The organism is Pseudomonas sp. SMN11, assembly GCF_052041945.1.
Taxonomy (GTDB): domain Bacteria; phylum Pseudomonadota; class Gammaproteobacteria; order Pseudomonadales; family Pseudomonadaceae; genus Aquipseudomonas.
Genome location: NZ_JBKGGW010000006.1, coordinates 41,528 through 64,442, shown reverse-complemented (window position 1 = coordinate 64,442; position 22,915 = coordinate 41,528). Strand labels below are relative to the sequence as shown.

The following is a 22,915-nucleotide window of genomic DNA, read 5'->3' as shown; positions in this document are numbered from 1 at the left end:
CCGCTCGCGAGGCTCAGCGACGAGGCACCGAGCGGGTTCGGCCACTGCCATCGATGGCGACGAACACGAATGTCGCTTCGGTAACCTTGCGCCACTCGCTGGACAGCGGGTCGTCACTCCACACCTCGACCATCATGCGGATCGAGCTGCGGCCGATTTCCAGGGTCTGGGTATAGAACGACAGTTGTGCGCCCACGGCCACCGGCACCAGGAAGGCCATGCGGTCGATGGATACCGTCGCCACCCGGCCGCCAGCGACGCGGCTGGCCATGGCGGTGCCGGCCAGGTCCATCTGTGCGACCAGCCAGCCGCCGAAGATGTCGCCGAAGCCATTGGTTTCGCGCGGCAGTGCGGTGATCTGCAAGGCCAGGTCGCCTTGCGGGATAGGATCTTCTTGTTCGAGCTCAATCATGCGATGGGGCCTCTGACCCGTGACGCTTTCGTTGGTGTGGCGCAAGGCCGGGAAAACGATTCAGCTGACAACATACTACGCCGATTCCGTTTTGCTGGGCGGCCATAGGGAAACTCTGCGAAACCGTCTGACATCACGACCGGCGTTTTCGCACAACTTCCCACAGTTAAAGCAACCTTTTCCTACGAGCGGCCAGTATATATAGCCAATCGTCCAGCGACGACCGCGTATTTATGAATATGTGTATGGATTTTGTATCGCTTTCAGCGCAGCTCGGCAATTTGCTATCTTCGCTCCTCGCCCCAATCCAGAAGCCGCGTGCCAAGCGGCCTGCATGACCTACAAGAGAAAGACGAGCGATGACCTCCGTGCCGAGCAGTATCGAGCAGCCCTCGCGGCCGCTGACCCGCAGTGACTACAAGACCCTCTCACTGTCCGCCCTGGGCGGAGCCCTGGAGTTCTACGACTTCATCATCTTCGTGTTCTTCGCCACGGTGGTCGGCAAGCTGTTCTTCCCCGCCGACATGCCTGAGTGGCTACGCCTGATGCAGACCTTCGGCATTTTCGCCGCCGGCTATCTGGCACGACCGCTGGGGGGCATCGTCATGGCCCACTTCGGCGACCTGCTCGGGCGCAAGAAGATGTTCACCCTGAGCATCTTCATGATGGCCCTGCCGACCCTGATCATGGGCCTGCTGCCGACGTATGCACAGGTCGGCCTGTGGGCGCCGATCCTGTTGCTGCTGATGCGGGTGATCCAGGGCGCGGCCATCGGTGGCGAGGTGCCGGGCGCCTGGGTGTTCGTTTCCGAGCACGTGCCAGCGCGCAACACTGGCTACGCCTGCGGCACCCTGACCGCCGGCCTGACGGCGGGCATCCTGCTCGGCTCGCTGGTGGCGACCCTGATCAACACCCTCTACAGCGCCGAAGAAGTAGCCGATTACGCCTGGCGTATTCCGTTCCTGCTCGGCGGCGTGTTCGGCCTGTTCTCGGTGTACCTGCGCCGCTGGCTGCACGAAACCCCGGTGTTCGCCGAGATGCAGCAGCGCAAGGCGCTGGCCGAGGAGCTGCCGCTGCGCGCGGTGCTGCGCGACCACCGTGGCCCGATCATCCTGTCGATGCTGCTGACCTGGATGCTCTCGGCGGGCATCGTGGTGGTGATCCTGATGACCCCGGCACTGCTGCAGAGCATCTACCACGTCAGCCCCACCGACTCGCTCAAGGCCAACAGCCTGGCGATCGTGCTGCTCAGCTTCGGCTGCATCGGCGCCGGCAGCCTGGCCGACCGCTTCGGGGCGGGCCGGGTGTTCGTGATCGGCAGCCTGCTGCTGCTGGCCAGCTCCTGGACCTTCTATCACAGCTTGCCGACCCATCCTGAGCTGCTGTTCCCGCTGTATGCGGTGACCGGATTGTGCGTGGGTGTGATCGGCGCAGTGCCGTACGTGATGGTCAAGGCGTTCCCGGCGGTGGTGCGCTTCAGCGGGTTGTCGTTCTCCTACAACGTGGCCTACGCCATCTTTGGTGGCTTGACGCCGATGGTGGTGACGGCCTTGCTGAAGGTGAGCCCGATGGCGCCGGCCTACTATGTGGCTGGCTTGTGTGTGCTCGGCTTGCTGGTTGGCCTCTATTTGCTGGCGAAGAAGCGTTGAGTTTCAGACCCGACGCCCTCCCTGAAGAAGGCCAAGTCGCAAACCTGTAACTCGGCGTTGTATTGGAACATCACGAAAGTGGGGGCGTTGTTTGTGTTTTCCCAGACAAACACGTCCCAGCCTCCGGTATCGCCCAAGGGCGAGGGCATTCGCAGGGGAGGCTGTGACAAGGACGAAGGTCCGAACCTCTCGGTGACTTTTTTTCTGGTTGTAAGTCCTTGTAATCGTTCGGGTAGCGTACCTTGATAGGGATGATCCTGAGGGATTGTTCTTATCACGTTGATGTGCACGCATTTCAATATTGACGGTTCCGTTGAAAACTCCAGTTCGAGACCGGGGAGAGGAGTGGCAGTTTCTGACGTTTGCCCCATAAATGCCACTTCAAGAGGTATATCTGGCAAATGGCCCAGCGTCACTAAAGAAGCGTGCGGGTGGTCAAGGCGCTCTATCCAGATATCAATTATTGATCGGTTCAATTTACCCATCCCCCGTTCTGATAAAGGCGAATTACTTCCAGCTTGGAGCATTCGAGTTCTGTGGCTTTGTCCGGCCAAGCCATTTTTAAAGCGATGAAAAACAGGTCGACCTCAGCCAATATATCCCCAGGCTGAGCGTCTGAGGCGTGCCTCTTGTTCCTGACGAGATGAAACGCCAAATCGAATTTTGGCAATAGGGATTCGGGCAAAACGATCGAGGGTGTTCCAAGTAGTATTTCCTTGGTCTTGGCAAAGCTGAGCCTTGGGTGCTTCTTTATTAAGGTCTCGATGAGGATTTCTGGCCAAATGGTTGGCAGGGTGAAAGTGTTCTCGTGAATGTATTTATCAGGCATGGATTTCGCTGCTAATGATCAAGTGTGATTGGTAAATGCTTCACCCATAGAATTGCATTCGACAGAGTCCTGTGCCAGTGCGGATTTGTTTCATTGTGTGCTGTTTTTGTCGCTGTAAGAAGCTTCAATTCAACTAGTAGGAAATATCTATTTTGGTATCAGTGAATATAAAGAGGGGATTGGTCTTCGGCTGGGTATATATAAACAAGTAACGCAGCGTCATACCGCTTTTTCACAACGATCGGCCATACAGACAAGGAGACTCTGTATGGCTCAGGACACTTTTAACGACAATTCAACAGGTGAAGTTGTCATCACCCCAGGCTCTTCCGGTTCAAGCGCTGGCGGGGGTGGCTTCTTCAGCATTGGTGGTGGCGGTGGCTTCGGTGGTGGCTTTGGCGGTTCCAGCCGACGTCGCCGAAAAAAGCGGGCGAGAGCACGCGCTGCTGCGCTGGCCAAGGCGCAGGCCGAACAGCAAGCACGCCAGGCCGCGGCTGCGGCTGCAAGCGCCGAAGCACAAGCGCTCGCCCATCGACAGCGAGTGGCTGCCTACAGCCAGGCACGAGAAGGCCGGCGCGTGCAGCTTGACGCCCATTTCGCAGGCCAGGCTCAGGGGTTGACCCAGGCGCTTCAAGGCGAAATCGATGCAGCACGCAAGCGCCCGGAACATGACGGTAGCGAACGCTGGCAGCTTTATCAGATCACCAAGGCACGTAACGAGACAGAAGGGCTCATTGCGGCAAAGCAAGGCGCGCTGGCCGAGTATCAGGCACGAGCGGCTGCTTTCGCTGGCCCGGGTGCAAGCGCGGACGCCTATGCCGCGCGGCTGTCAGGCCTGGCGACCGCAGAGCATATGCAGCAACTGCATCGCGATTGGGAAGCGGCCTATCTGGCAGTCCAGGAAGCGCAGTTGCTGGAAGAGGCCATCAGGCAGTTGTCGCAGCGTTCGGCTGCATTGCTGGCCGAGCATGCTACGCAGCAACAGCTATGGAGGGAGAGGGAGGCACGCTGGGAAGAGCAGCGCCAATACGCTGAACAGCGCGAAGCACGGGTTCGTTACAAGCAACAGGCGGATGAAGATCGGCGCCTGCAACGGCTGAAAGATGCCGCCACGCTGACGGCTCCGGTGGCCGCAGCCCAGGCCGGTGGTGTGTTGCTCACCCAGGGCGGCGCACAGGTTGCGTTGGAAGTGGCCACTGCCATCCAGCAGGCCATCGCCAATGCGGCGAAGGAAGTGTTCAGGGTTGCAGCGATCCGTGCCGGTCAGGCCGTGAGCCTGGCGGTTACCGCCATGGTGCATTCGCCGATGCTCGGCGATGGCGAGTTGACTGCCGACCAGCGTCGGCGACGACTCGAAGGGCTGGGGGTACGTGCTGATCTGCTGGGCGTTGAGGCTGGGCAGGACCTTCAGGCTATCGCCAATGCTGGTGGTTCGGCCCGTCTCTCGAGTCGCATCAAGATCGAGCACCTGCCGGGAGGCAGTGGTGTCGCGGTGGCGTCGACAGGCGCCGGGATCGCGTCCGAGGTACGGGTCAGAAATGCCGTTTTCGATCCTCTGACCGAAACCTACCAACTCCAGGCTGAGACACCCACTGGCAAGACCATCGTCCTCGGTGGTTATACCGTGCCAGTAGAAGCTGGGTCGACGGGGAGAGTGCTGTCACTTGCGCCGGAGGTGGTCCCAGTAGGTGCGGGTGTGGACCTGCGCTTTGACGACTGCATTGTCTGTATTCCTGGCCACCCCCCTCAGTATTTCTCTTTCGTGGTGCCGCCAGCCGGTACTGGAGTGGTCAGCGGAAGAGGGCAGGCGGTTGCTGGCAACTGGTGGTCCGGCAATGCGGCCGCTGCTGGCGTGGCAGTGCCGGCACAGGTTGGCAACCAGCTGCGCGGCCGCCAGTTCACCAGTATGCCGGCTTTCGAAAGTGCGGTATGGCGGGCTATAGCAGCGGAGCAGGCGTTGCTCGGGCAGTTCGATGAACTGAACCAACGACGCATCCTCAGCGGTTTTCCTCCCATCGCGCAGAAGGCGAGTTGGAGCGGGGCGCGGCAGTCGTACGAACTGCGGCATGCAACTGGCGCCGGTGTTGGCTCTGACCTCTATAACCTCGACCAGCTGAGTATCCACAGGCCCAGCGATACCCAGGGCGTGCTGACGGTGGTCCAGCCGTTCCAGCCCTGGTTTGCCTCCAGTGTGGCGCTGGCCTTTGACCCGGCAGTTGTACAAGGCCAGCCAACGCGCACCTGGACACCTCTAGTGGTCCCAGGTGCAGAACTGCTCGGCCCGACGCGTTTGCCGGAGGCGCCGTCGCTACCGGGCATCCTGCCAGGCGCGCCCACCGACCCCGTGGGGCCAAGTCTTGAAATACTTCCGGGCGAAAATCCAAGTGAAACTGGGGCCATAATTCCTGGGTTTGGCAGCGATACAGATCTGCCCGAACCAGGGCTGGTCAACTACGAACCAGCCAGGCCTCTTGAGGTTGGTGAGTACAAGGATCTACGACGCCGAAGCATCAATGATCGAATGGATGTGGATCATATCGTTTCACGAAAAGCCTATGAACGGTTCTTGATCCAGAATAAGCCTGGATTGAGGTCGCATGAGCTTAAAGCTTTACTGGAAGCAGCTCCGAGCATAGTGATTCCTGCAGAAGTGCACAGAAAGTTTAGTCAGACCTATGGCGGTAGAAATACTGTGGCGCGGCAACTTAAAGATGCATCGGACTTGCGTGCGGCTGTTGATAGTAACATGGATGCATTAAAGCCTGGGCTGCTTGAATATGGTTTCGATGAAATTAAAATAGAAGAGGCTCGGCAGAAATTGCATGCTCTTCATCAGCAGATAGGACTTTACAAATGAATGCAAAGCGATTGAATGCTTATCTCACGGGCCTTGGTCAGTCGCATGATGAGCTTGTAAGCGGGGATGTTATACCTCCTGGCGATTTCATAGAGGTTTACCCCGGTGCTTTATCTATTTATAGAGAGCTGATGCCAGGCTTGGAGCTGCGCTTTTGGGCAGAAGATCAAAATTTTGAATCGGTGATGATTGCGCTGGCCGAGACGGCGACGTCAAAAGTTGTCTATCAGCAAGGACTCCCTGAGCCCTATGATATGTGTGTAAGTCGTAAGGTAACCTTGAATATTTTAGGGGAGCCCATTGAGTCGAAAGGTCCCCATAAAATGCCATCGCCCTTAGGCGAAAGCGGTGGCTGGGACAAGTTTGATCTTGCGAGTTTTGGTTTTGAAAATATATATGTCCTCTTTGAATATGATGTGGGCATGAATGTGACTGGTCTGATGTTTTCGCTGAAGAAAACAGGCTACGACCGCAGTAATAATGAACTTCAACAGCAAGCTGATGAGTGAGTAGTTCATCGTGCATAGATTATGAGGTAATAATTATGGAGCTTAGGTCTCAATTGGGTCAGTACGAAGAGCATTCCTTTCTCGGTTTTGTCGAAGCTATATGGCATCACAATGCCGACAAGGCCTCGCATGACGCGTGGATCGCCCACTTCAACAGCATTGTCGGCCATCCCGCTGGCAGCGATCTCTTGTTCTATTCAGATGCTGACGAAGCTGGCAACGTCAACTCACCTACGTACGTCGTTCAAACGGTAAAGGCGTGGCACCAGCAAAACGGCCGCCCGGCCTTCATGGGCCAGATTTTGCAGCCACCACCGCCTCGGCAGACTCTGACCCGCGAGCAGCGCGCCAGTCAGTCGTCCAACCTAAATCTGGAGAAAGTGCGCAAACTGGTGGCAGAAGTTCATTCCGCCGAACAGCAGTCAGTGCAGCAACTTGCCGTACTGGAGCAGCAACTGGCCACCGACCCTATTGCCGACACGCCAGAGCAGCAACTGGCTGTCAGCCTAGCCACGTTGCGTGCACTGGAAACCACCCAGCACCAGGCCAAGCGCGCAGTAAACCAGCTTGAGCGGTTGCAGATGTCGGTCAAGTTCGCACGGGATGGCGCCGCGCGCGATGCCACCAATTCATTCCTCAACGCGCCGATTCAGGCCGTGGTGCTGCAGGAGATCAGCGCTGGCAGCCAGCGGCATGCGGCAGCGCTGGCGGCGGTACAGGCGCGCCATCCCGGCTTGTACGCCCGAGCGGTGACGCTGATCGAAACCCTCGAGGCGCGTATCGCCCAACTGGCCAGAACCACGCTGACCGGGCCAGGCCATGGGCCGCTGACGTTGCAGGCGCATGCACCTGCGGCAGGCCTGCATCCGGCATTGCTGACGGCGCAGGGCCTGAGCCGCGAAGTGGCCCAACAGCAGCATCACCTGACCAAAAGTATCCGTTCTGCAATAGCTGAACTGGAGTGGCAATCGACCTCCGTGCAAGGCGAGCATCCTGGCACTTATGCGGATGTTGTCGAGTTCGTGCTGGGTACGCCAAGCGATGACCCACGTTTTGCCATGACGGTGCCGTTGGATGAGCTATTCACCGGCGAGGATCTGGACTGGGCAGCCCTGGCTGCAGAAAGGGCCGAGGTGGATTTGCCCGTACGCTTGTGCTCCACGGTTAGCGGCGTTGGCTCTCTCACCAGCACGGGCGTCAAGCCATTCAGCCGTTACTCCCATGTGGTCATGACGCTCACCCAGGGGGCTGTCGTCCCTTCGAGGGTGCGCGTACGGCCGGCTGCCTGGGATGGTACGCGGCAGGTGTTTTCCTTTACCAGCGAGGGGCAGTCGCCTGTGACCGTGTTGTGGTACACGGAGCGTGCGCCCTATGTACTCAGGGACCAGGCAAAGCCACCGAGCATTGGCTTCCTGCACATGCCAAAGGTGCCGCTGATCGAACGCTTCGCCGATCTGTCTCAGGTGCAATTCGATGACTACGTCGTGGTGTTTCCGCCCGACACCGGCTTGCCACCTGTATATATCGCGTTCAGAGACCGTCGTGAGCTATAGCATGGAGTCGCATCCGCGAAGGCCATGCTCAAAATTCGAGTGATGGCCTTTCATCCATTTGTCACAATTGAGTCATATCGTATTCATGCGGCCTGCAGATACTTGGCCCCGTTCCATCCAACACCCCAAATATTCCTGCTAGGAGCAAGGCATGAAACTGAAGCGTTTGATGGCGGCCCTCACCTTTGCCGCCGCTGGCGTTGCGACCGCCAACGCGGTAGCCGCTGTCGACCCTGCAATCCCGACCTACACCAAGACCACCGGTGTATCGGGCAACCTCTCCAGCGTCGGTTCCGACACCCTCGCGAACCTGATGACTCTGTGGGCCGAGGCCTACAAGAAGGAATATCCGAACGTAAACATCCAGATTCAGGCTGCCGGTTCCTCGACTGCGCCACCCGCGCTGACCGAAGGCACCGCCAACCTCGGCCCGATGAGCCGCAAGATGAAGGACGTCGAGCTGCAGGCCTTCGAGCAGAAGTACGGCTACAAGCCAACCGCGATCCCGGTCGCCGTCGACGCCCTGGCCGTGTTCGTGCACAAGGACAACCCGATCAAAGGCCTGACCATGGCCCAGGTTGATGCCATCTTCTCGTCCACCCGCCTGTGCGGCGCCAAAGCCGAAGTCAAGACTTGGGGTGACCTGGGCGTGACCGGCGACCTGGCCAACAAGCCGGTTCAGCTGTTCGGCCGCAACTCGGTATCGGGCACCTACGGCTACTTCAAGGAAGAAGCCCTGTGCAAAGGCGACTTCAAGCCTAGCGTCAACGAACAACCTGGCTCGGCTTCGGTCGTGCAGTCGATCAGCTCCTCGCTGAACGGCATTGGCTACTCGGGCATCGGCTACAAGACTGCCAGCGTCAAGACCGTGGCACTGGCCAAGAAAGAAGGCGGCGAGTTCATTGAGGATAACGAAGCCAACGCCCTGAACGGCTCGTACCCGCTGTCGCGCTTCCTGTACGTGTACGTCAACAAGGCACCGAACAAGCCTCTGGCCCCGCTGGAAGCCGAGTTCGTCAAGCTGGTGCTGTCGCAAGCTGGCCAGCAGGTCGTGGTGAAGGATGGCTACATCCCGCTGCCGGCCAAAGTGGTCGACAAGACCCTGGCTGACCTGGGCCTGTCCCACAGCGACAATGTTGCAAAGAAGTAAGTAACTGAGAAGAGGCCGGAACCCCAAGGCCGGCCTCTTCCACGCTTTTCCGAGTCCGAAGCCAGGGTTCCTGCGCGGCGGGCTTTGTCACGTCAACACACTGTCATGTTTTTGTCATACGGGACCGCTAGGGTGTGCGCATGAATGATCTGGCCAATTCCACAATGACCCCAAATTCACCGCCCGTGCGGATTGACTTCAATACGCCCGAGTTGCAACGCAAGCGCCGGATGCGCGCCCTCAAGGACCGGCTGACACGCTGGTATGTACTGGTGGGCGGGCTTGCCGTATTGGCAGCCATCACGCTGATCTTCTTCTACCTGGCTTATGTGGTGCTGCCATTGTTCCAGGGCGCTGAGCTGACCAGCAAGCAGGCCCTGGAGCCGACCTGGCTGCAACAGGATGCCGGCAAGCCAATGATGATCGCCCTTGAAGAGCAGAACCTGGTTGGCATGCGCGTTTCGGACAAGGGTCAGGCCATTTTCTTCGACACCAAGGGCGGTAAAGAGCTCAAGCGTGTCGACCTGCCGGTGCCGGCAGGTACCCAGGTCACTTCGATCAGCGCCGACCAGCCGGGTAGCCCGCTGATCGTGCTCGGTCTGTCCAATGGTCAGGCACTGGTGTTCCACCACGCCTACAAGATCACCTACCCGGACAACAAGAAGACCATCACTCCAGGCATCGACTACCCGTACGGCCAGGCGCCGTTTGTGCTCGACGAGCAGGGCCGTGCGCTGGAGCACGTGAGTGTCAACGTCAACGGCGAAACCCTGGTGCTGGCCGGTTCGACCGGTGCGCACCTGCAAGTGGTCGAGCTGTCGCGGACTGAAAACATGCTGACCGGTGAGACCAGTACCGAGCAGAACCGCATCGAATTGCCGCAGATGACCGAAGCGGTGAAGAACATCTTCATAGACCCGCGTCAGCAGTGGTTGTACGTGATCAACGGTCGCGCCACCGCCGATGTCTTCAGCCTGCGCGACAAGAGCCTCAATGGCCGCTACAAACTGACTGAAAGCGCCGACACTGAAGTCACCGCTACCGCCCAGCTGGTTGGCGGCATTTCGCTGATCATCGGTGACTCCAAGGGCGGTCTGGCCCAGTGGTTCATGGCCCGTGACCCGGATGGCGAACAGCGCTTCCAGCAGATCCGCACCTTCCAGCTGGGCAAGGCACCGATCGTCCAGATCGACGCCGAAGAGCGCCGCAAGGGCTTCATCGCCCTGGACACCGACGGCAAGCTCGGCGTGTTCCACAGCACCGCGCACCGCACCCTGCTGGTCGAGCAGGCTGCCGAAGGCGCAGGCATCCTGGCCCTGTCGCCGCGTGCCAACCGCATCATCATCGAAGAAGGCGGCAAGCTGCTGCCGCTGAGCCTGCGCAACCCGCACCCGGAAATCTCCTTCAGCGCGCTGTGGGGCAAGGTCTGGTACGAAAACTATGACGAGCCTAAATACGTCTGGCAGTCGACCGCTTCGAACACTGACTTCGAACCCAAGCTGAGCCTGTCGCCGCTGACCTTCGGTACCCTCAAGGCCGCGTTCTACGCGATGATCCTGGCGGCCCCGCTGGCCATTGCCGCCGCCATCTACACCGCCTACTTCATGGCCCCGGGCATGCGCCGCAAGGTCAAGCCGGTGATCGAACTGATGGAAGCGATGCCGACGGTGATCCTTGGCTTCTTCGCCGGCCTGTTCCTTGCGCCGTACCTGGAAGGCCACTTGCCAGGCGTGTTCAGCCTGTTCCTGATCATGCCGCTGGGCATTCTGCTGACGGGCTTCGCCTGGAGCCGCCTGCCGGAGTCGATCCGCCTGCGCATCCCGGATGGCTGGGAAGCGGCGATCCTGATCCCGGTGATCCTGGCGATCGGCTGGATGGCCCTGGCTGTCAGCCCGTACCTGGAAAGCTGGTTCTTCGGCGGTGACATGCGTTTGTGGATCGAGCACACCCTCGGCCTGCGCTATGACCAGCGCAACGCCATGGTGGTGGGTATCGCCATGGGCTTCGCGGTCATCCCGAACATCTACTCGATCGCCGAAGACGCCGTGTTCAGCGTGCCGCGCAGCCTGACCCTGGGCTCCCTGGCCCTGGGTGCGACGCCGTGGCAGACCCTGACCCGCGTGGTCATCCTCACCGCCAGCCCGGGCATCTTCTCGGCGCTGATGATCGGCATGGGCCGTGCGGTGGGCGAGACCATGATCGTGCTGATGGCCACTGGCAACACCCCGGTGATGGAACTGAACCTGTTCGAAGGCATGCGCACCTTGGCCGCCAACGTGGCGGTGGAAATGCCTGAGTCGGAAGTCGGCGGCAGCCATTATCGCGTGCTGTTCCTCGCCGCTCTCGTGCTGCTGATGTTCACCTTCGTCATGAACACCTTGGCCGAGCTGATTCGCCAGCGTCTGCGCAAGAAATACTCGTCGCTTTGATAGAAAGGTAGCGATCCGTGAAAAAGGATTCCCTCAAAGGCTGGTTCAAGAGCGGCGCCCCAGGCGTCTGGATCAGCGGTGGCGCGGTGGCCATGGCGGTGATCATGACCGTCGGCCTGCTGGCGGTGATCGCCGTGCGCGGCCTGGGCCACTTCTGGCCGGCCGACTTGATCCAGGCCACCTACAAGGTGCCGGGCCAGGCCGACCACATTGTCATCGGCGAAGTGGTACAGAAGGAAGAAGTACCGCGTGCCCGGCTCAAGGGCGCCGGCTTGCCGGTGCCGGACGACGGCCCGGAGTTCATGACCCGCGAGCTGGTCAAGGTGGGTAACCGCGACCTCAACGGCAACGACTTCACCTGGGTGGTCGGCGACTGGCTGGTCGACGAGCAGCGCCCGGCCGACCTGATCGCCCTCGAGCGCCGCGAGTGGGGCAACTTCTACGGCTACCTGGTCAGCGTCAAGGAAGAGGGCCGCGTGGTTGCCCAAGGCCCGGCGGCCTGGGGCGAGCTGCAAGCCCGCCTCAAGCGCGCCAACCAGCTCAACAGCGAACTGCAAACCCTCGAAAAGAAAGACATCGGTGCCATCAACCATGGCCTCGAGCGCCTGCGCCTGCACGGTCGCAAGCTGGAGCTGGACGGCAAGCTGGACGCCGCCGCCCAGGCCGACATGGACGCCGAGCGCGCCGAACTGAATAGCCGCTACAAGGCCATCGAGGACCGCTTGCTGGGCTTGCACCAGGCCTTCGCCCGCGACAGCCTGGTGGCCCGCGACGGCAATGGCCGTGAAGTGGAAATCAACCTGAGCAAGGTGGTGCACGCCATCCAGCCGAACGGCATGTCCGGCTTCAGCAAGATGGGCACCTACTTCGCCAAGGTCTGGGAATTCCTCAGCGACGACCCACGTGAAGCCAACACCGAGGGTGGTATCTTCCCGGCCATCTTCGGCACCGTGATGATGACCCTGATCATGGCCATGATCGTCACGCCATTTGGCGTGCTGGCTGCGGTCTATCTTCGCGAATACGCCAGGCAAGGCCCGGTGACCCGCCTCATTCGCATCGCGGTGAACAACCTGGCCGGCGTACCGGCGATCGTCTACGGCGTATTCGGCCTGGGCTTCTTCGTCTACGTGCTGGGCGGCTCGATCGACCGCCTGTTCTTCCCCGAAGCGCTGCCGGCGCCGACCCTGGGTACGCCGGGCTTGCTGTGGGCGTCGCTGACCTTGGCGCTGCTGGCCGTGCCGGTGGTGATCGTGGCCACCGAGGAGGGCCTGGCGCGGATTCCGCGGACCGTGCGTGAAGGCTCCCTGGCCCTGGGTGCGACCAAGGCCGAAACCCTGTGGAAGATCGTCCTGCCAATGGCCAGCCCGGCCATGATGACCGGCATGATCCTCGCCGTGGCCCGCGCCGCCGGTGAAGTGGCGCCGCTGATGCTGGTGGGTGTGGTGAAGCTGGCGCCATCGCTGCCGCTGGACGGTAACTACCCGTATCTGCACCTGGACCAGAAGATCATGCACCTGGGCTTCCACATTTACGACGTCGGCTTCCAGAGCCCGAACGTCGAAGCGGCGCGACCGCTGGTATACGCCACCGCGCTGCTGCTGGTGCTGGTGATCGCCACCCTCAACCTGTCGGCAGTGTGGATCCGTAACTACCTGCGCGAGAAGTACAAGGCGCTCGACAGCTGAGCCTGAATTGCAAGCGTGCCGCCTGCCAGTCGGGCGGCCCTTTGAAACGAATTGAAAGCGTATGGAGTTGACCATGCAGAACGAATCCCACACCCACGGCATCGACATGTCTGCCCTGGGTCGCGACAAGCAGGGCCTGCGCCTCGCCGAAGAAACCGTGGCCATCGAAGTGCCGGGCCTGAGCCTGTTCTACGGCGACAAGCAAGCCCTGTTCGACGTGCAGATGAACATCCCCAAGCAGCGTGTGACCGCCTTCATCGGCCCGTCTGGCTGCGGCAAGTCGACCCTGCTGCGCACCTTCAACCGCATGAACGACCTGGTCGACGGCTGCCGCGTGGAAGGCGCCATCAACCTGTACGGCAACAACATCTACCGCAAGGGCGAAGACGTGGCCGAGCTGCGTCGCCGGGTGGGCATGGTGTTCCAGAAGCCCAACCCGTTCCCCAAGACCATTTACGAGAACGTGGTCTACGGCCTGCGTATCCAGGGCATCAACAAGAAGCGTGTGCTCGATGAAGCCGTGGAGTGGGCACTGAAGGGCGCCGCCCTGTGGGATGAGGTCAAGGACCGCTTGCACGAGTCCGCCCTGGGTCTGTCCGGCGGCCAGCAGCAGCGTCTGGTGATCGCCCGTACCATCGCCGTCGAGCCGGAAGTACTGCTCCTCGACGAGCCGTGCTCGGCGCTGGACCCGATCTCGACGTTGAAGGTCGAAGAGCTGATCTACGAACTGAAATCCAAGTACACCATCGTCATCGTGACCCACAACATGCAACAGGCGGCCCGTGTTTCGGACTACACCGCATTCATGTACATGGGCAAACTGGTCGAATTCGGTGATACCGACACCCTGTTCACCAACCCGGCGAAGAAGCAGACCGAAGACTACATTACCGGTCGTTACGGCTAAGGCCGCTTTGCCCTGGGAACGATACGAACTACTTGAAGCTTGCAGCTGCTTCGCGGAGCGAACACATGATCAACAAAGAAAGCCTGACGCACCATATTTCCCAGCAGTTCAACGCCGAACTTGAAGAGGTGCGCAGCCACTTGCTGGCCATGGGTGGCCTGGTCGAGAAGCAGGTGAACGATGCCGTTACCGCGCTGATCGAGGCCGACTCGGGTCTGGCCCAGCAGGTGCGTGAAGTCGACGAGCAGATCAACCAGATGGAGCGCAACATCGACGAGGAATGCCTGCGCATCCTCGCCCGCCGCCAACCGGCGGCCTCAGACCTGCGCCTGATCATCAGCATCTCCAAGTCGGTGATCGACCTTGAGCGTATCGGTGACGAGTCGACCAAGATCGCCCGCCGCGCCATCCAGCTGTGCGAGGAAGGCGAGTCGCCGCGCGGCTATGTCGAGGTGCGCCACATCGGCGACCAGGTGCGCAACATGGTGCGCGACGCCCTTGATGCCTTTGCCCGCTTCGATGCCGACCTTGCGCTGGCGGTGGCTCAGTACGACAAGACCATCGACCGTGAGTACAAGACCGCCCTGCGCGAACTGGTCACCTACATGATGGAAGATCCGCGCTCGATCTCGCGGGTGCTCAGCGTGATCTGGGTGCTGCGTTCGCTGGAGCGCATCGGCGACCACGCGCGCAACATCTCGGAGCTGGTGATCTACCTGGTGCGCGGTACCGACGTACGTCACATGGGCCTCAAGCGCATGAAGGCAGAAGTCGAAGGCACTGCGGGTGACGCCGAAATCGCTAATGTTCCGGGCAAACCTGACGATAAATAAGATTGCTCCCGAGCATCGACGCCCGGCCTGTGCCGGGCGTTTTCGTGTGTGGCAGAGCAATCAGCAGGCACCCGCGAACGATGCGAAGAAGTCCCGGCGTGACCCTAGAGTTGGCAAGTGGCCACCATTGCGCGGTAGGCTAGTCGGGTTCAAGAGGAGTATCGATGAGTAAAGTCAATGTGCTGGTCGTGGATGACGCGCCGTTCATTCGTGACCTGGTGAGGAAGTGCCTGCGCAATGCCTTCCCGGGCATGGTCATCGAAGACGCGGTCAACGGTCGCAAGGCCATGGCCATGCTGGGCAAGGAAGCGTTCGACCTGGTGCTGTGCGACTGGGAGATGCCGGAGATGTCTGGCCTGGAACTGCTCACCTGGTGCCGTCAGCAGCCCGAGATGAAGGACCTGCAGTTCATCATGGTGACCAGCCGTGGTGACAAGGAGAACGTGATCCAGGCCATTCAGGCCGGCGTCTCCGACTTCGTCGGCAAGCCGTTCACCAACGAACAGCTGTTGACCAAGGTGAAGAAAGCCCTGAGCAAGATCGGCAAGCTGGAGAGCCTGATCTCCGGTGCGCCTGCGCGAGTGAATTCGGCGTTCGCCAATGACTCCCTGACTGCACTGACCGGTGGTAAGCCTGAAGCGACCAAGGCGACGACGCCTGTTACCGCGCCGACCAAGCCTTTGCTCAACGCGCCAAAGCCGCAGACTGCCGCAGCTGCGGCCCAGGCCGGGCGGGGGCAGGGCCAGTTGCGCCTGTCCAGCGGCACCCAGCCCTGCGTGATCAAGGCGCTGAGCCTCAAGGAAGCGCTGCTGGTGGTACGTCGCAGTGCAGCGCTGCCACAGGTGCTGGAGGGCGCAGTGCTCGACCTGGAGCAGGGTGAGAACGCCGAAGTGGCGCGCCTGAACGGCTATCTGCACGCCATCGCGGCGCTGGAGCCCAAGCCCGAAAGTGACTGGCTGCAGCTGACCTTCAAGTTTGTCGACCAGGATGCGCAGAAGCTCGACTACCTTTCGCGCCTGATTGCCCGTGGTACCCAGCAGAAGCACTTCACCCCCGGCGCTTGACGCTGCGATCGCTTTCTGTGGGAGCGGCCTTGTGTCGCGAAAGGGCCGCAGAGCGGCCCCGGAAATTACAGCATCAAAGCAAAAATTGAGGGGCTGCTGCGCAGCCCTTTCGCGACGCAAGGCCGCTCCCACATTGATCGAGTCAGCCACCCGACCAACTGCAATACCGCCCGCCAATCCCGCTGCTAGTCTTCGACAGACCATACCTGTCAAAAAGCCACCATCATGCCAGCCACCGCCCGCTTGCTGCTTTTCTGTGCCTTGCTTTCAGCCTCGGCGTCGAGCATCGGCATGACGATCTACAAGACCGTCGACAACTCTGGCGTGGTCTCGTACTCCGATCGCTACAGCCCGGGGGCGAAAACCTTCGAGCTCAGCGAGCCGATACTCGACCGCATCGACGGCAAGGTACGCCTGCAGGCCGAAACCTTCCCAGGCGGTGTGCGCTTCATGGTGCGCAACGATCTGTACGTGCCGATGCAGGTCGAGCTGCAGATCAACAAGCTGACCAACGCCTTCGGTGGCAACCAGCCGCGCAACATACGCGCCGTGGTAGGGCCACGTTCGAGCAAGGTGCTGAGTTCGGTGCTGGCTGCGCCCGGCGGCCAGCTGCAATACGCCACCCGCTTCCAGTACGCCATGGGCGACCCTGGCCAGCGTTCCTTGGCTTACCGCTACCCGTTTCCCTGGAAGGGCGGGCCATTTCGCCTGACCCAGGGGCCCAACGGCCGCTTCAGCCACTTCGGCCCCAGGAGCCGCTATGCGATGGACATCGCCATGCCGGAGGGCACGGCGATCATTGCGGCGCGAGGCGGGATGGTGGTGAAGGTCGAGAATGGCCAGAGTGGCCGGGGCACCAACCCAGGAGGCAATTTCGTGCGGATCCTGCACCCCGACGGCACCATGGGCGTGTACCTGCACCTGATGCGGGGTTCGGTGGTGGTGCGCGAAGGGCAGCAGGTGGTGGTCGGGCAGGCCCTGGCCAAATCGGGCAATACCGGTAACAGCACCGGGCCGCACCTGCATTTCGTGGTGCAGCGCAATGTGGGCTTGGCGCTGGAATCAATACCGTTCCAGTTCGACCGGCCGCTTGGCGGGTTGCCGGACTTTACCGCCGGCAACCCCTAGGGTCAGTCGAGCTTGAGCACCTTGGCCAGGACGATCTTCGGCCCTTTCATCTTCTTGATGATGATGCGCAGCCCTTCGACCTCCAGCACCTCCTCTTCCTCAGGCACGCGCTTGAGGGTCTCGTAGACCAGGCCGGCGAGGGTTTCTGCCTCGATGTGGTCGAGGTCGACACCGAGCAGGCGCTCGACCTTGAACAGCGGCGTGTCGCCCCGCACCAGCAGTTTGCCTGGCTGGTAGGCGAGGATGCCGCGTTCGGTCTTGCGGTGCTCGTCCTGGATGTCACCCACCAGCACTTCCAGCACGTCTTCCATGGTCAGGTAGCCGATCACCTTGCCGTCGGCTTCCTCCACCAGCACGAAGTGCGCGCCGCCTTTGCGGAACTGCTCCAGCAGCTGCGACAGTGGCATGTGCCGCGATACTCGCTCCAGCGGGCGGGCCAGGTCGTCCAGGTCGATGGTTGCGGGCAGGTGCTCAAGTTCGGCCAGCTCCAGCAGCAAGTCCTTGATGTGCAGCAGGCCAGTGAACTCCTCGCGCTCGGCGTCGTACACAGGGTAGCGGCTGAACTTGTGCCGGCGAACCAGGGCAAGGATTTCCTTGAGGGGCGCATGGGCGTCGATGCTGACCATGTCCTCACGCGAGTTGGCCCAGTCCACCACTTCCAGCTCGCCCATTTCCACGGCCGAGGCGAGCACGCGCATGCCTTGGTCGCTCGGGTCCTGGCCACGGCTGGAGTGCAGGATCAGCTTGAGCTCTTCGCGGCTGTAGTGGTGCTCATGGTGCGGGCCGGGCTCACCCTGGCCGGCGATGCGCAGGATGGTGTTGGCACTGGCGTTGAGCAGGTAGATGGCCGGGTACATGGCCCAGTAGAACAGGTACAGCGGTACGGCGGTCCACAGCGACAGCAGCTCGGGCTTGCGGATTGCCCACGACTTGGGTGCCAGCTCACCGACCACGATGTGCAGGTACGAGATGACGAAGAAGGCGACGAAGAACGACACTCCCTTGACCACTTCGGCGCTGTCCACGCCCAGGTAGGCCAGCAGCGGTTCGAGCAGGTGGGCAAAGGCCGGCTCACCGACCCAGCCCAGGCCCAGCGAGGCGAGGGTGATGCCCAGCTGGCAGGCCGACAGGTAGGCGTCGAGCTGGTTGTGCACCTTGCGCAGGATGTTGCCGCGCCAGCCATGCTGTTCGGCGATGGACTCGACGCGGGTGGCGCGCAGCTTGACCATGGCGAACTCGGCGGCAACGAAGAAGCCGTTGAGCAGCACCAGCAGGAAGGCGAAGATGATCATGCCGAAATCGGCGAATAACGAGGCGAGGCTGATACCAGGGGAAGGGTCCATGATGGAGTTTTTACGGGGTCCGTCTTTGAGGTAGATAGAAAAAAAGTGCCAGCTCTTGCTGGCACAGGGGATCCAATGTAGCGGCTGGGGCTGCAAAAGCAAAGGGCTGCAAAGCAGCCCCCGGTACCTCAGGCCTTGCCGTTGGCCAATTGTGTCGGCGCAAAGTGACAGGTGAAGGTACTGCCATGCCCCGGTACGCTGCTGATTTCCAGCTTGCCGCGGTGGCGCATCAGAACGTGCTTGACGATCGCCAGGCCCAGGCCGGTACCGCCGGTATTCGACGCACGGCTGGAGTCGACCCGGTAGAAGCGCTCAGTCAGCCGCGGCAGGTGCTTGGCGTCAATTCCGACCCCGGAATCCTGCACCGACAGGTGCGCGCCGTGCTCGTCGCCCCACCAGCGGATGCGGATACTGCCTTCATCCTGGGTGTATTTCACAGCGTTGAACACCAGGTTGGAGAAGGCGCTGCGCAGTTCCGACTCGCTGCCCTTCAGGCGCAGGCCCGGCGCGGCTTCCAGGGTGATTTTCTGGTTGCGCGGCCCGGACAGTGCCTGGGCATCCTGCTTGATCGCGGTGAGCAGGGCATCGACCGCCACTGGCTGGTTGTCCGACGGGTAGTCGGTGGCTTCCAGCTTGGCCAGCAGCAACAGGTCGTTCAGCAGGGTCTGCATGCGCGAGCCTTGCTGGGTCATTTGCTGCAGCGCCCGGGCCCAGCGCGGGTTCACGTCATCGACGTTGTCCAGCAGGGTTTCCAGGTAGCCGGTGATCACGGTCAGCGGCGTGCGCAGCTCGTGGGAGACGTTGGCGACGAAGTCCTTGCGCATCTGCTCGAGCTGATGGATGCGGGTGACATCGCGCACCAACATCAGGTGTTCGTTGTTGCCGTAGCGAGTGATGTGCAGCTGCACGCGCAGGCGGTCGTTGATCGGGGAGGGGATTTCCAGCGGCTCGACGTAGTTCTCCGCCTCGAAGTACTCCTTGAAGCGCGGGTGGCGCACGAGGTTGGTCACCGGCTGGCCACCGTCCTGCGGGGTCTTGAAGCCCAGCAGCGTCTCTGCGGCGCGGTTCCACCACTCCAGGTTGCCGTCGCTGTCGAGCATGATCACCGCATCGCGCAGCGCCGCAGTGGACTCCTGCACCCGGTCGATCACTGCCTGCAGGCGCCCGCGCACGCGCTGGTCGCGGCGCTGCAGGTGGTAGATGCTGTCGAACACCTCGCCCCACAGGCCGTAGCCATCGGGTGGTGCTTCATCGGGTTGGTGGTTGCGCAGCCAGTCGTGCAGCCGCAGCAGCTGCTTGAGGGTCCAGCCCAGGTACAGCGCCAGGCCGATGGCCAGGCTCCAGCCGTAATAGCCGCTGACCAGGCCGCCGATCAGGCAGACGGTGATCAGCAGCAACAGGTGGCGAATCAGGGTCGCGTGCCAGTTCTGGTTCAATTGACGGTCCTTGTACAACGACTTGCAGCTTGGCGCTTGTAAGCTCGATCAGCTCTTGGTCGAGAAGCGGTAGCCAGTGCCCCGGACGGTTTGTACCAGATTTTCGTAGGCCTCACCCAGTGCCTTGCGCAGGCGACGGATGTGCACGTCGACGGTGCGCTCTTCGACATACACGTTGCCGCCCCACACTTGGTCGAGCAGCTGGCCGCGGGTGTAGGCGCGTTCCTGGTGAGTCATGAAGAACTGCAGCAGGCGGTACTCGGTAGGGCCCATCTCGGCCGGCTTGCCGTCGATGGTCACGCGGTGGCTGATCGGGTCGAGCAGCAGGCCGCCGACTTCGATTGGCGCTTCACTGTCGCTCGGGCCGGTGCGACGCAGCACTGCCTTCAGGCGGGCTACCAGTTCACGAGGCGAGAACGGCTTGGTGATGTAATCGTCGGCGCCGACTTCCAGGCCCTGGATCTTGTTGTCCTCTTCGCCTTTGGCAGTGAGCATGATGATCGGGATGTCGCCGGTCAGCTCGTCGCGCTTCAGGCGGCGTGCCAGCTCGATGCCGGAAGTGCCGGGCAGCATCCAGTCGAGCAGGATCAGGTCTGGCTTGCGGTCGACAATGATCGCGTGGGCCTGTTGCGAGTTCTCCGCTTCCAGGCAGTCATAGCCGGCCATTTCCAATGCAACGGCGATCATCTCGCGAATAGGCGCTTCGTCGTCGACGATCAGAATGTTCCTGCCAACCATGCTCAAAACCTCTCCCAGTAATCGTGTCTTGGCCCGCATTAGATAACGGAATTATTGCAGCTGTGTGACAGGGTGTTGGCCGTTCTGGCGACATTCCATGACTGGGCTAGGCTTCACAGGGCCGCTGTGACGGCAAACAGAATGCAATCCACCCCCGAATTCATGGTGATTCCAATGACACGACATACGCTGAGCTGGATGGCCCTTATTGCTGCACTGGCGCTGCCGGGGGTGGCGTCCGCCCACCATGCCATGGAGAAAGACGGTATGTGGGTCGACCACAACGGCATGACGTTGTACACCTTCGACAAGGACTCCGGCGGCAAGTCGATGTGCAATGGTGATTGTGCGACCAACTGGCCGCCGCTGATGGTTGAAAAAGGCGAGAAAGCCGAAGGAAAGTGGACACAGATCAAGCGTGACGACGGCAAAATGCAGTGGGCCTACGACGGCAAGCCGCTGTACACCTTCGTCAAGGACAAGAAGGCCGGGGATATGACCGGTGACGGAATGAAAGACGTCTGGCACGTCGCCAAGCCTTGACATAGCTGGGGGCCGCTTCGCGGCCCTTTCGCGACACAAGGCCGCTCCTACAGGAGTGCGCAATCCCCTGTAGGAGCGGCCTTGCGTCGCGATAGGGCTGCAAAGCAGCCCAGAATTTTCAGCGCAAAGCGTAATCCAGCACCACCCCGATGAACACCAGCAACCCCGCCCAGTGATTGTGCAGAAACGCCTTGAAGCACGACTCGCGGTCCAGCTTGCGCGTCGACCAGTATTCCCAGGCGAAGCACACCGCCGCACCCAGCAACCCCAGGTGGAACCAGCCGCCCAACTCGAAACGGCTGCCCGCCAGCAGCAGGCAGCCCAGCGACAGCAACTGCAAGGTCAGGATGATCGTCCGGTCCGCCTCACCGAACAGGATCGCGGTCGATTTCACCCCGATCTTGAGGTCGTCATCACGGTCGACCATGGCGTAGTAGGTGTCGTAACCCACCGTCCACAGCAGGTTGGCGATGTACAGCAACCAGGCACTGGCAGGCAACTCGCCCCCGGCCGCGGTAAAGGCCATGGGAATGCCCCAGGAATACGCAGCACCCAGTACCACCTGCGGGTAATAGGTGTAGCGCTTCATGAACGGGTAGCAGAACGCCAGCGCCACAGCGCCGAACGATAGCCACACAGTCCGGCTGTTGGTGCACAGCACCAGCAGGAAGCTCACACCGACCAGGATGGCGAACAAAGCCAGCGCCTCGCGCGATTTGACCCGGCCACTGGCCAGTGGGCGATCGGCGGTACGTTTGACGTGGCCATCGACCTTGCGGTCGGCGAAGTCGTTGATGCAGCAGCCGGCGGCGCGCATCAGCACCACGCCCAGGCCGAAGATCAGCACGTTGGCCAGGGTTGGCGAGCCTTGCCCTGCGATCCATACCGCTGACAGGGTCGGCCAGAGCAGCAGATAGATGCCGATCGGCCGGTCCATGCGGCTGAGCTGGACGAAGTCCCACGCCCGTGGGTGCAGGCGGTTGAGCGACTTGAGCAGTTGCAGGTACATCAGCGGTTCTCCTCCTTGGCCGCTTGCCACAGTGTAGGCAGGAAAACCTCGGCCACCAGCAGGTCGAGGCCATCACGGGCGAAGCGCGAGCGGCGCCCCCACAGGCCCTCTTGCATGGCATTGGCCGGCAGCCAGGCCTGCGGATAACGGCACACTTCAATCGGGTGGCGGATGAACGCCTGGTCGCAGAACAGCAGTTCGCCCAGCGAACGGCTGCCCAGGGTTTCCAGGTCCAGGCCGCCTCGTTCCAAGGCGCTGCGGCTGGCCACGCTGCGGGCGAATACCCAAGGTTCGCCATGCCCGCGCAGGAACACTTCGCGCACCCAACCTTCGGCGCCTGGAGCGATATTCAGCGCCAGGCATTCGTCGTCGCGCAGCGATTGCCAGCCTTCGAACAGGGGGGTAACACTGAAATGGTCCTGGGACAGCTGTGTGAGGCGGCGAGTCAGGGAGCCTTCGTCGAACAGCCAGTCCAGGGTTGGCTGGTCGATTTCAGTGGCCAGCTGTGAATACGGCAGCCACGCGACAGCGGCTGCTTGCGGGGATTCGTACGACACGTCGGTATGCTTGATTACAGCCAGAGAGGCGGCGAGCTTAGCATGATTGCCCTGACTGCTTGCATAATGCCGGGCTACAACAAAGCCTGAGCAACACCGAGGAAAATGACCTGATGAAAAAGTGGCAGTGTATTGTCTGTGGCCTGATCTATGACGAAGCCGAAGGGTGGCCGGACGACGGCATCCCGCCCGGTACCCGCTGGGAAGACGTACCGGCAGACTGGCTGTGCCCTGACTGCGGCGTGGGCAAGAGCGACTTTGAAATGATCTCCATCGGCTGA

At 61.2% G+C, this 22,915-nt stretch carries 22 protein-coding genes; 13 read left to right on the top strand and 9 right to left on the bottom strand.

Features of this window, described 5'->3' with window-relative positions:
- Positions 1-13: 13 nt before the first annotated feature.
- On the bottom strand, positions 14-412 hold the full coding sequence (locus ACLEJU_RS08315) for an acyl-CoA thioesterase (RefSeq protein WP_027917060.1): 399 nt from the start codon (positions 410-412) through the stop codon (positions 14-16).
- Positions 413-771: 359 nt separating this feature from the next.
- Between ACLEJU_RS08315 and ACLEJU_RS08310 the strand changes: the two genes are divergently transcribed.
- Positions 772-2,061 carry an MFS transporter gene (locus ACLEJU_RS08310; RefSeq protein WP_435421807.1) on the top strand — a complete coding sequence of 430 codons (1,290 nt, stop codon included), beginning with the start codon at positions 772-774 and terminating at the stop codon, positions 2,059-2,061.
- Here the strand turns inward: ACLEJU_RS08310 and ACLEJU_RS08305 are convergent.
- The 3 genes from ACLEJU_RS08305 to ACLEJU_RS08295 all read right to left on the bottom strand — a co-directional run bounded on the left by ACLEJU_RS08305 (position 2,037) and on the right by ACLEJU_RS08295 (position 3,524).
- Positions 2,037-2,546, bottom strand: coding sequence for a hypothetical protein (locus ACLEJU_RS08305; protein WP_435421806.1), 510 nt, complete (start codon positions 2,544-2,546; stop codon positions 2,037-2,039). The genes ACLEJU_RS08310 and ACLEJU_RS08305 overlap by 25 nt on opposite strands.
- Positions 2,534-2,890, bottom strand: a complete 357-nt coding sequence (locus tag ACLEJU_RS08300; RefSeq protein ID WP_435421805.1) for a hypothetical protein — start codon at positions 2,888-2,890, stop codon at positions 2,534-2,536. The genes ACLEJU_RS08305 and ACLEJU_RS08300 overlap by 13 nt, the downstream gene beginning before the upstream one ends.
- A gap of 334 nt (positions 2,891-3,224) precedes the next feature.
- A complete protein-coding gene (locus tag ACLEJU_RS08295; protein ID WP_435421804.1) occupies positions 3,225-3,524 on the bottom strand; it encodes a hypothetical protein in 300 nt (99 codons plus the stop codon).
- Between ACLEJU_RS08295 and ACLEJU_RS08290 the strand changes: the two genes are divergently transcribed.
- The 10 genes from ACLEJU_RS08290 to ACLEJU_RS08245 all read left to right on the top strand — a co-directional run bounded on the left by ACLEJU_RS08290 (position 3,507) and on the right by ACLEJU_RS08245 (position 17,008).
- Complete coding sequence (locus ACLEJU_RS08290) at positions 3,507-5,747, top strand: S-type pyocin domain-containing protein (protein WP_435421803.1); 2,241 nt, start codon at positions 3,507-3,509, stop codon at positions 5,745-5,747. The two genes, ACLEJU_RS08295 and ACLEJU_RS08290, sit on opposite strands and share 18 nt — an antisense overlap.
- Entirely contained in the window at positions 5,744-6,256 is a 513-nt protein-coding gene (locus ACLEJU_RS08285; protein WP_435421802.1) for a DUF6392 family protein, read from the top strand. The genes ACLEJU_RS08290 and ACLEJU_RS08285 overlap by 4 nt, the downstream gene beginning before the upstream one ends.
- Before the next feature lie 53 nt (positions 6,257-6,309).
- Complete coding sequence (locus ACLEJU_RS08280) at positions 6,310-7,809, top strand: S-type pyocin domain-containing protein (RefSeq protein WP_435421801.1); 1,500 nt, start codon at positions 6,310-6,312, stop codon at positions 7,807-7,809.
- 151 nt (positions 7,810-7,960) lie between these two features.
- Positions 7,961-8,959, top strand: a complete 999-nt coding sequence (locus ACLEJU_RS08275; RefSeq protein ID WP_435421800.1) for a phosphate ABC transporter substrate-binding protein PstS — start codon at positions 7,961-7,963, stop codon at positions 8,957-8,959.
- A gap of 140 nt (positions 8,960-9,099) precedes the next feature.
- Positions 9,100-11,388 (top strand): ABC transporter permease subunit, encoded by a 2,289-nt coding sequence (locus ACLEJU_RS08270; protein ID WP_435421799.1) that lies wholly within the window; start codon positions 9,100-9,102, stop codon positions 11,386-11,388.
- Between the two features lie 17 nt (positions 11,389-11,405).
- Positions 11,406-13,076: a phosphate ABC transporter permease PstA gene (gene pstA, locus ACLEJU_RS08265; protein WP_435421798.1), complete on the top strand. Its 1,671-nt coding sequence runs from the start codon at positions 11,406-11,408 to the stop codon at positions 13,074-13,076.
- A 73-nt stretch (positions 13,077-13,149) separates the two neighbouring features.
- Positions 13,150-13,983 (top strand): phosphate ABC transporter ATP-binding protein PstB, encoded by an 834-nt coding sequence (pstB, locus tag ACLEJU_RS08260; RefSeq protein WP_110638940.1) that lies wholly within the window; start codon positions 13,150-13,152, stop codon positions 13,981-13,983.
- A gap of 65 nt (positions 13,984-14,048) precedes the next feature.
- Entirely contained in the window at positions 14,049-14,816 is a 768-nt protein-coding gene (gene phoU / locus ACLEJU_RS08255) for a phosphate signaling complex protein PhoU (protein WP_159412738.1), read from the top strand.
- A 164-nt stretch (positions 14,817-14,980) separates the two neighbouring features.
- A complete protein-coding gene (locus ACLEJU_RS08250) occupies positions 14,981-15,880 on the top strand; it encodes a response regulator (RefSeq protein WP_435421797.1) in 900 nt (299 codons plus the stop codon).
- 225 nt (positions 15,881-16,105) lie between these two features.
- Positions 16,106-17,008, top strand: coding sequence for a peptidoglycan DD-metalloendopeptidase family protein (locus ACLEJU_RS08245; protein ID WP_435421796.1), 903 nt, complete (start codon positions 16,106-16,108; stop codon positions 17,006-17,008).
- A gap of 2 nt (positions 17,009-17,010) precedes the next feature.
- Here the strand turns inward: ACLEJU_RS08245 and ACLEJU_RS08240 are convergent, their stop codons facing one another.
- The 3 genes from ACLEJU_RS08240 to phoB all read right to left on the bottom strand — a co-directional run bounded on the left by ACLEJU_RS08240 (position 17,011) and on the right by phoB (position 20,525).
- Positions 17,011-18,351 carry a hemolysin family protein gene (locus ACLEJU_RS08240; protein WP_435421795.1) on the bottom strand — a complete coding sequence of 447 codons (1,341 nt, stop codon included), beginning with the start codon at positions 18,349-18,351 and terminating at the stop codon, positions 17,011-17,013.
- A 128-nt stretch (positions 18,352-18,479) separates the two neighbouring features.
- Positions 18,480-19,787, bottom strand: a complete 1,308-nt coding sequence (gene phoR, locus ACLEJU_RS08235; RefSeq protein ID WP_435421794.1) for a phosphate regulon sensor histidine kinase PhoR — start codon at positions 19,785-19,787, stop codon at positions 18,480-18,482.
- A 48-nt stretch (positions 19,788-19,835) separates the two neighbouring features.
- The gene (gene phoB / locus ACLEJU_RS08230; RefSeq protein ID WP_003253341.1) at positions 19,836-20,525 is read right to left on the bottom strand and encodes a phosphate regulon transcriptional regulator PhoB; all 690 of its coding nucleotides are present in this window, start codon (positions 20,523-20,525) and stop codon (positions 19,836-19,838) included.
- Positions 20,526-20,699: 174 nt separating this feature from the next.
- Between phoB and ACLEJU_RS08225 the strand changes: the two genes are divergently transcribed.
- A complete protein-coding gene (locus ACLEJU_RS08225) occupies positions 20,700-21,068 on the top strand; it encodes a COG4315 family predicted lipoprotein (protein ID WP_435421793.1) in 369 nt (122 codons plus the stop codon).
- A gap of 118 nt (positions 21,069-21,186) precedes the next feature.
- Here the strand turns inward: ACLEJU_RS08225 and ubiA are convergent, their stop codons facing one another.
- Together ubiA and ACLEJU_RS08215 are read right to left on the bottom strand one after the other, a co-directional pair.
- On the bottom strand, positions 21,187-22,077 hold the full coding sequence (ubiA, locus tag ACLEJU_RS08220) for a 4-hydroxybenzoate octaprenyltransferase (RefSeq protein ID WP_435421792.1): 891 nt from the start codon (positions 22,075-22,077) through the stop codon (positions 21,187-21,189).
- On the bottom strand, positions 22,077-22,634 hold the full coding sequence (locus tag ACLEJU_RS08215) for a chorismate--pyruvate lyase family protein (protein ID WP_435421791.1): 558 nt from the start codon (positions 22,632-22,634) through the stop codon (positions 22,077-22,079). Before ACLEJU_RS08215 ends, ubiA begins: the two co-directional genes overlap by 1 nt.
- 113 nt (positions 22,635-22,747) lie before the next feature.
- On the opposite strand from ACLEJU_RS08215, the gene ACLEJU_RS08210 reads away from it, so the two are divergent.
- Positions 22,748-22,915 carry a rubredoxin gene (locus ACLEJU_RS08210; protein WP_027917042.1) on the top strand — a complete coding sequence of 56 codons (168 nt, stop codon included), beginning with the start codon at positions 22,748-22,750 and terminating at the stop codon, positions 22,913-22,915.

Coding starts and splice junctions, on each gene's coding strand:
- ACLEJU_RS08300 (WP_435421805.1), bottom strand. CDS start 2,890: ATGCCTGATAAATACATTCACGAGAACACTTTCACCCTGCCAACCATT.
- ACLEJU_RS08225 (WP_435421793.1), top strand. CDS start 20,700: ATGACACGACATACGCTGAGCTGGATGGCCCTTATTGCTGCACTGGCG.
- phoU (WP_159412738.1), top strand. CDS start 14,049: ATGATCAACAAAGAAAGCCTGACGCACCATATTTCCCAGCAGTTCAAC.
- ubiA (WP_435421792.1), bottom strand. CDS start 22,077: ATGTACCTGCAACTGCTCAAGTCGCTCAACCGCCTGCACCCACGGGCG.
- phoB (WP_003253341.1), bottom strand. CDS start 20,525: ATGGTTGGCAGGAACATTCTGATCGTCGACGACGAAGCGCCTATTCGC.
- ACLEJU_RS08310 (WP_435421807.1), top strand. CDS start 772: ATGACCTCCGTGCCGAGCAGTATCGAGCAGCCCTCGCGGCCGCTGACC.
- ACLEJU_RS08315 (WP_027917060.1), bottom strand. CDS start 412: ATGATTGAGCTCGAACAAGAAGATCCTATCCCGCAAGGCGACCTGGCC.
- ACLEJU_RS08275 (WP_435421800.1), top strand. CDS start 7,961: ATGAAACTGAAGCGTTTGATGGCGGCCCTCACCTTTGCCGCCGCTGGC.
- ACLEJU_RS08240 (WP_435421795.1), bottom strand. CDS start 18,351: ATGGACCCTTCCCCTGGTATCAGCCTCGCCTCGTTATTCGCCGATTTC.
- ACLEJU_RS08270 (WP_435421799.1), top strand. CDS start 9,100: ATGAATGATCTGGCCAATTCCACAATGACCCCAAATTCACCGCCCGTG.
- pstB (WP_110638940.1), top strand. CDS start 13,150: ATGCAGAACGAATCCCACACCCACGGCATCGACATGTCTGCCCTGGGT.
- ACLEJU_RS08285 (WP_435421802.1), top strand. CDS start 5,744: ATGAATGCAAAGCGATTGAATGCTTATCTCACGGGCCTTGGTCAGTCG.
- ACLEJU_RS08245 (WP_435421796.1), top strand. CDS start 16,106: ATGCCAGCCACCGCCCGCTTGCTGCTTTTCTGTGCCTTGCTTTCAGCC.
- ACLEJU_RS08250 (WP_435421797.1), top strand. CDS start 14,981: ATGAGTAAAGTCAATGTGCTGGTCGTGGATGACGCGCCGTTCATTCGT.
- ACLEJU_RS08210 (WP_027917042.1), top strand. CDS start 22,748: ATGAAAAAGTGGCAGTGTATTGTCTGTGGCCTGATCTATGACGAAGCC.
- ACLEJU_RS08305 (WP_435421806.1), bottom strand. CDS start 2,546: ATGGGTAAATTGAACCGATCAATAATTGATATCTGGATAGAGCGCCTT.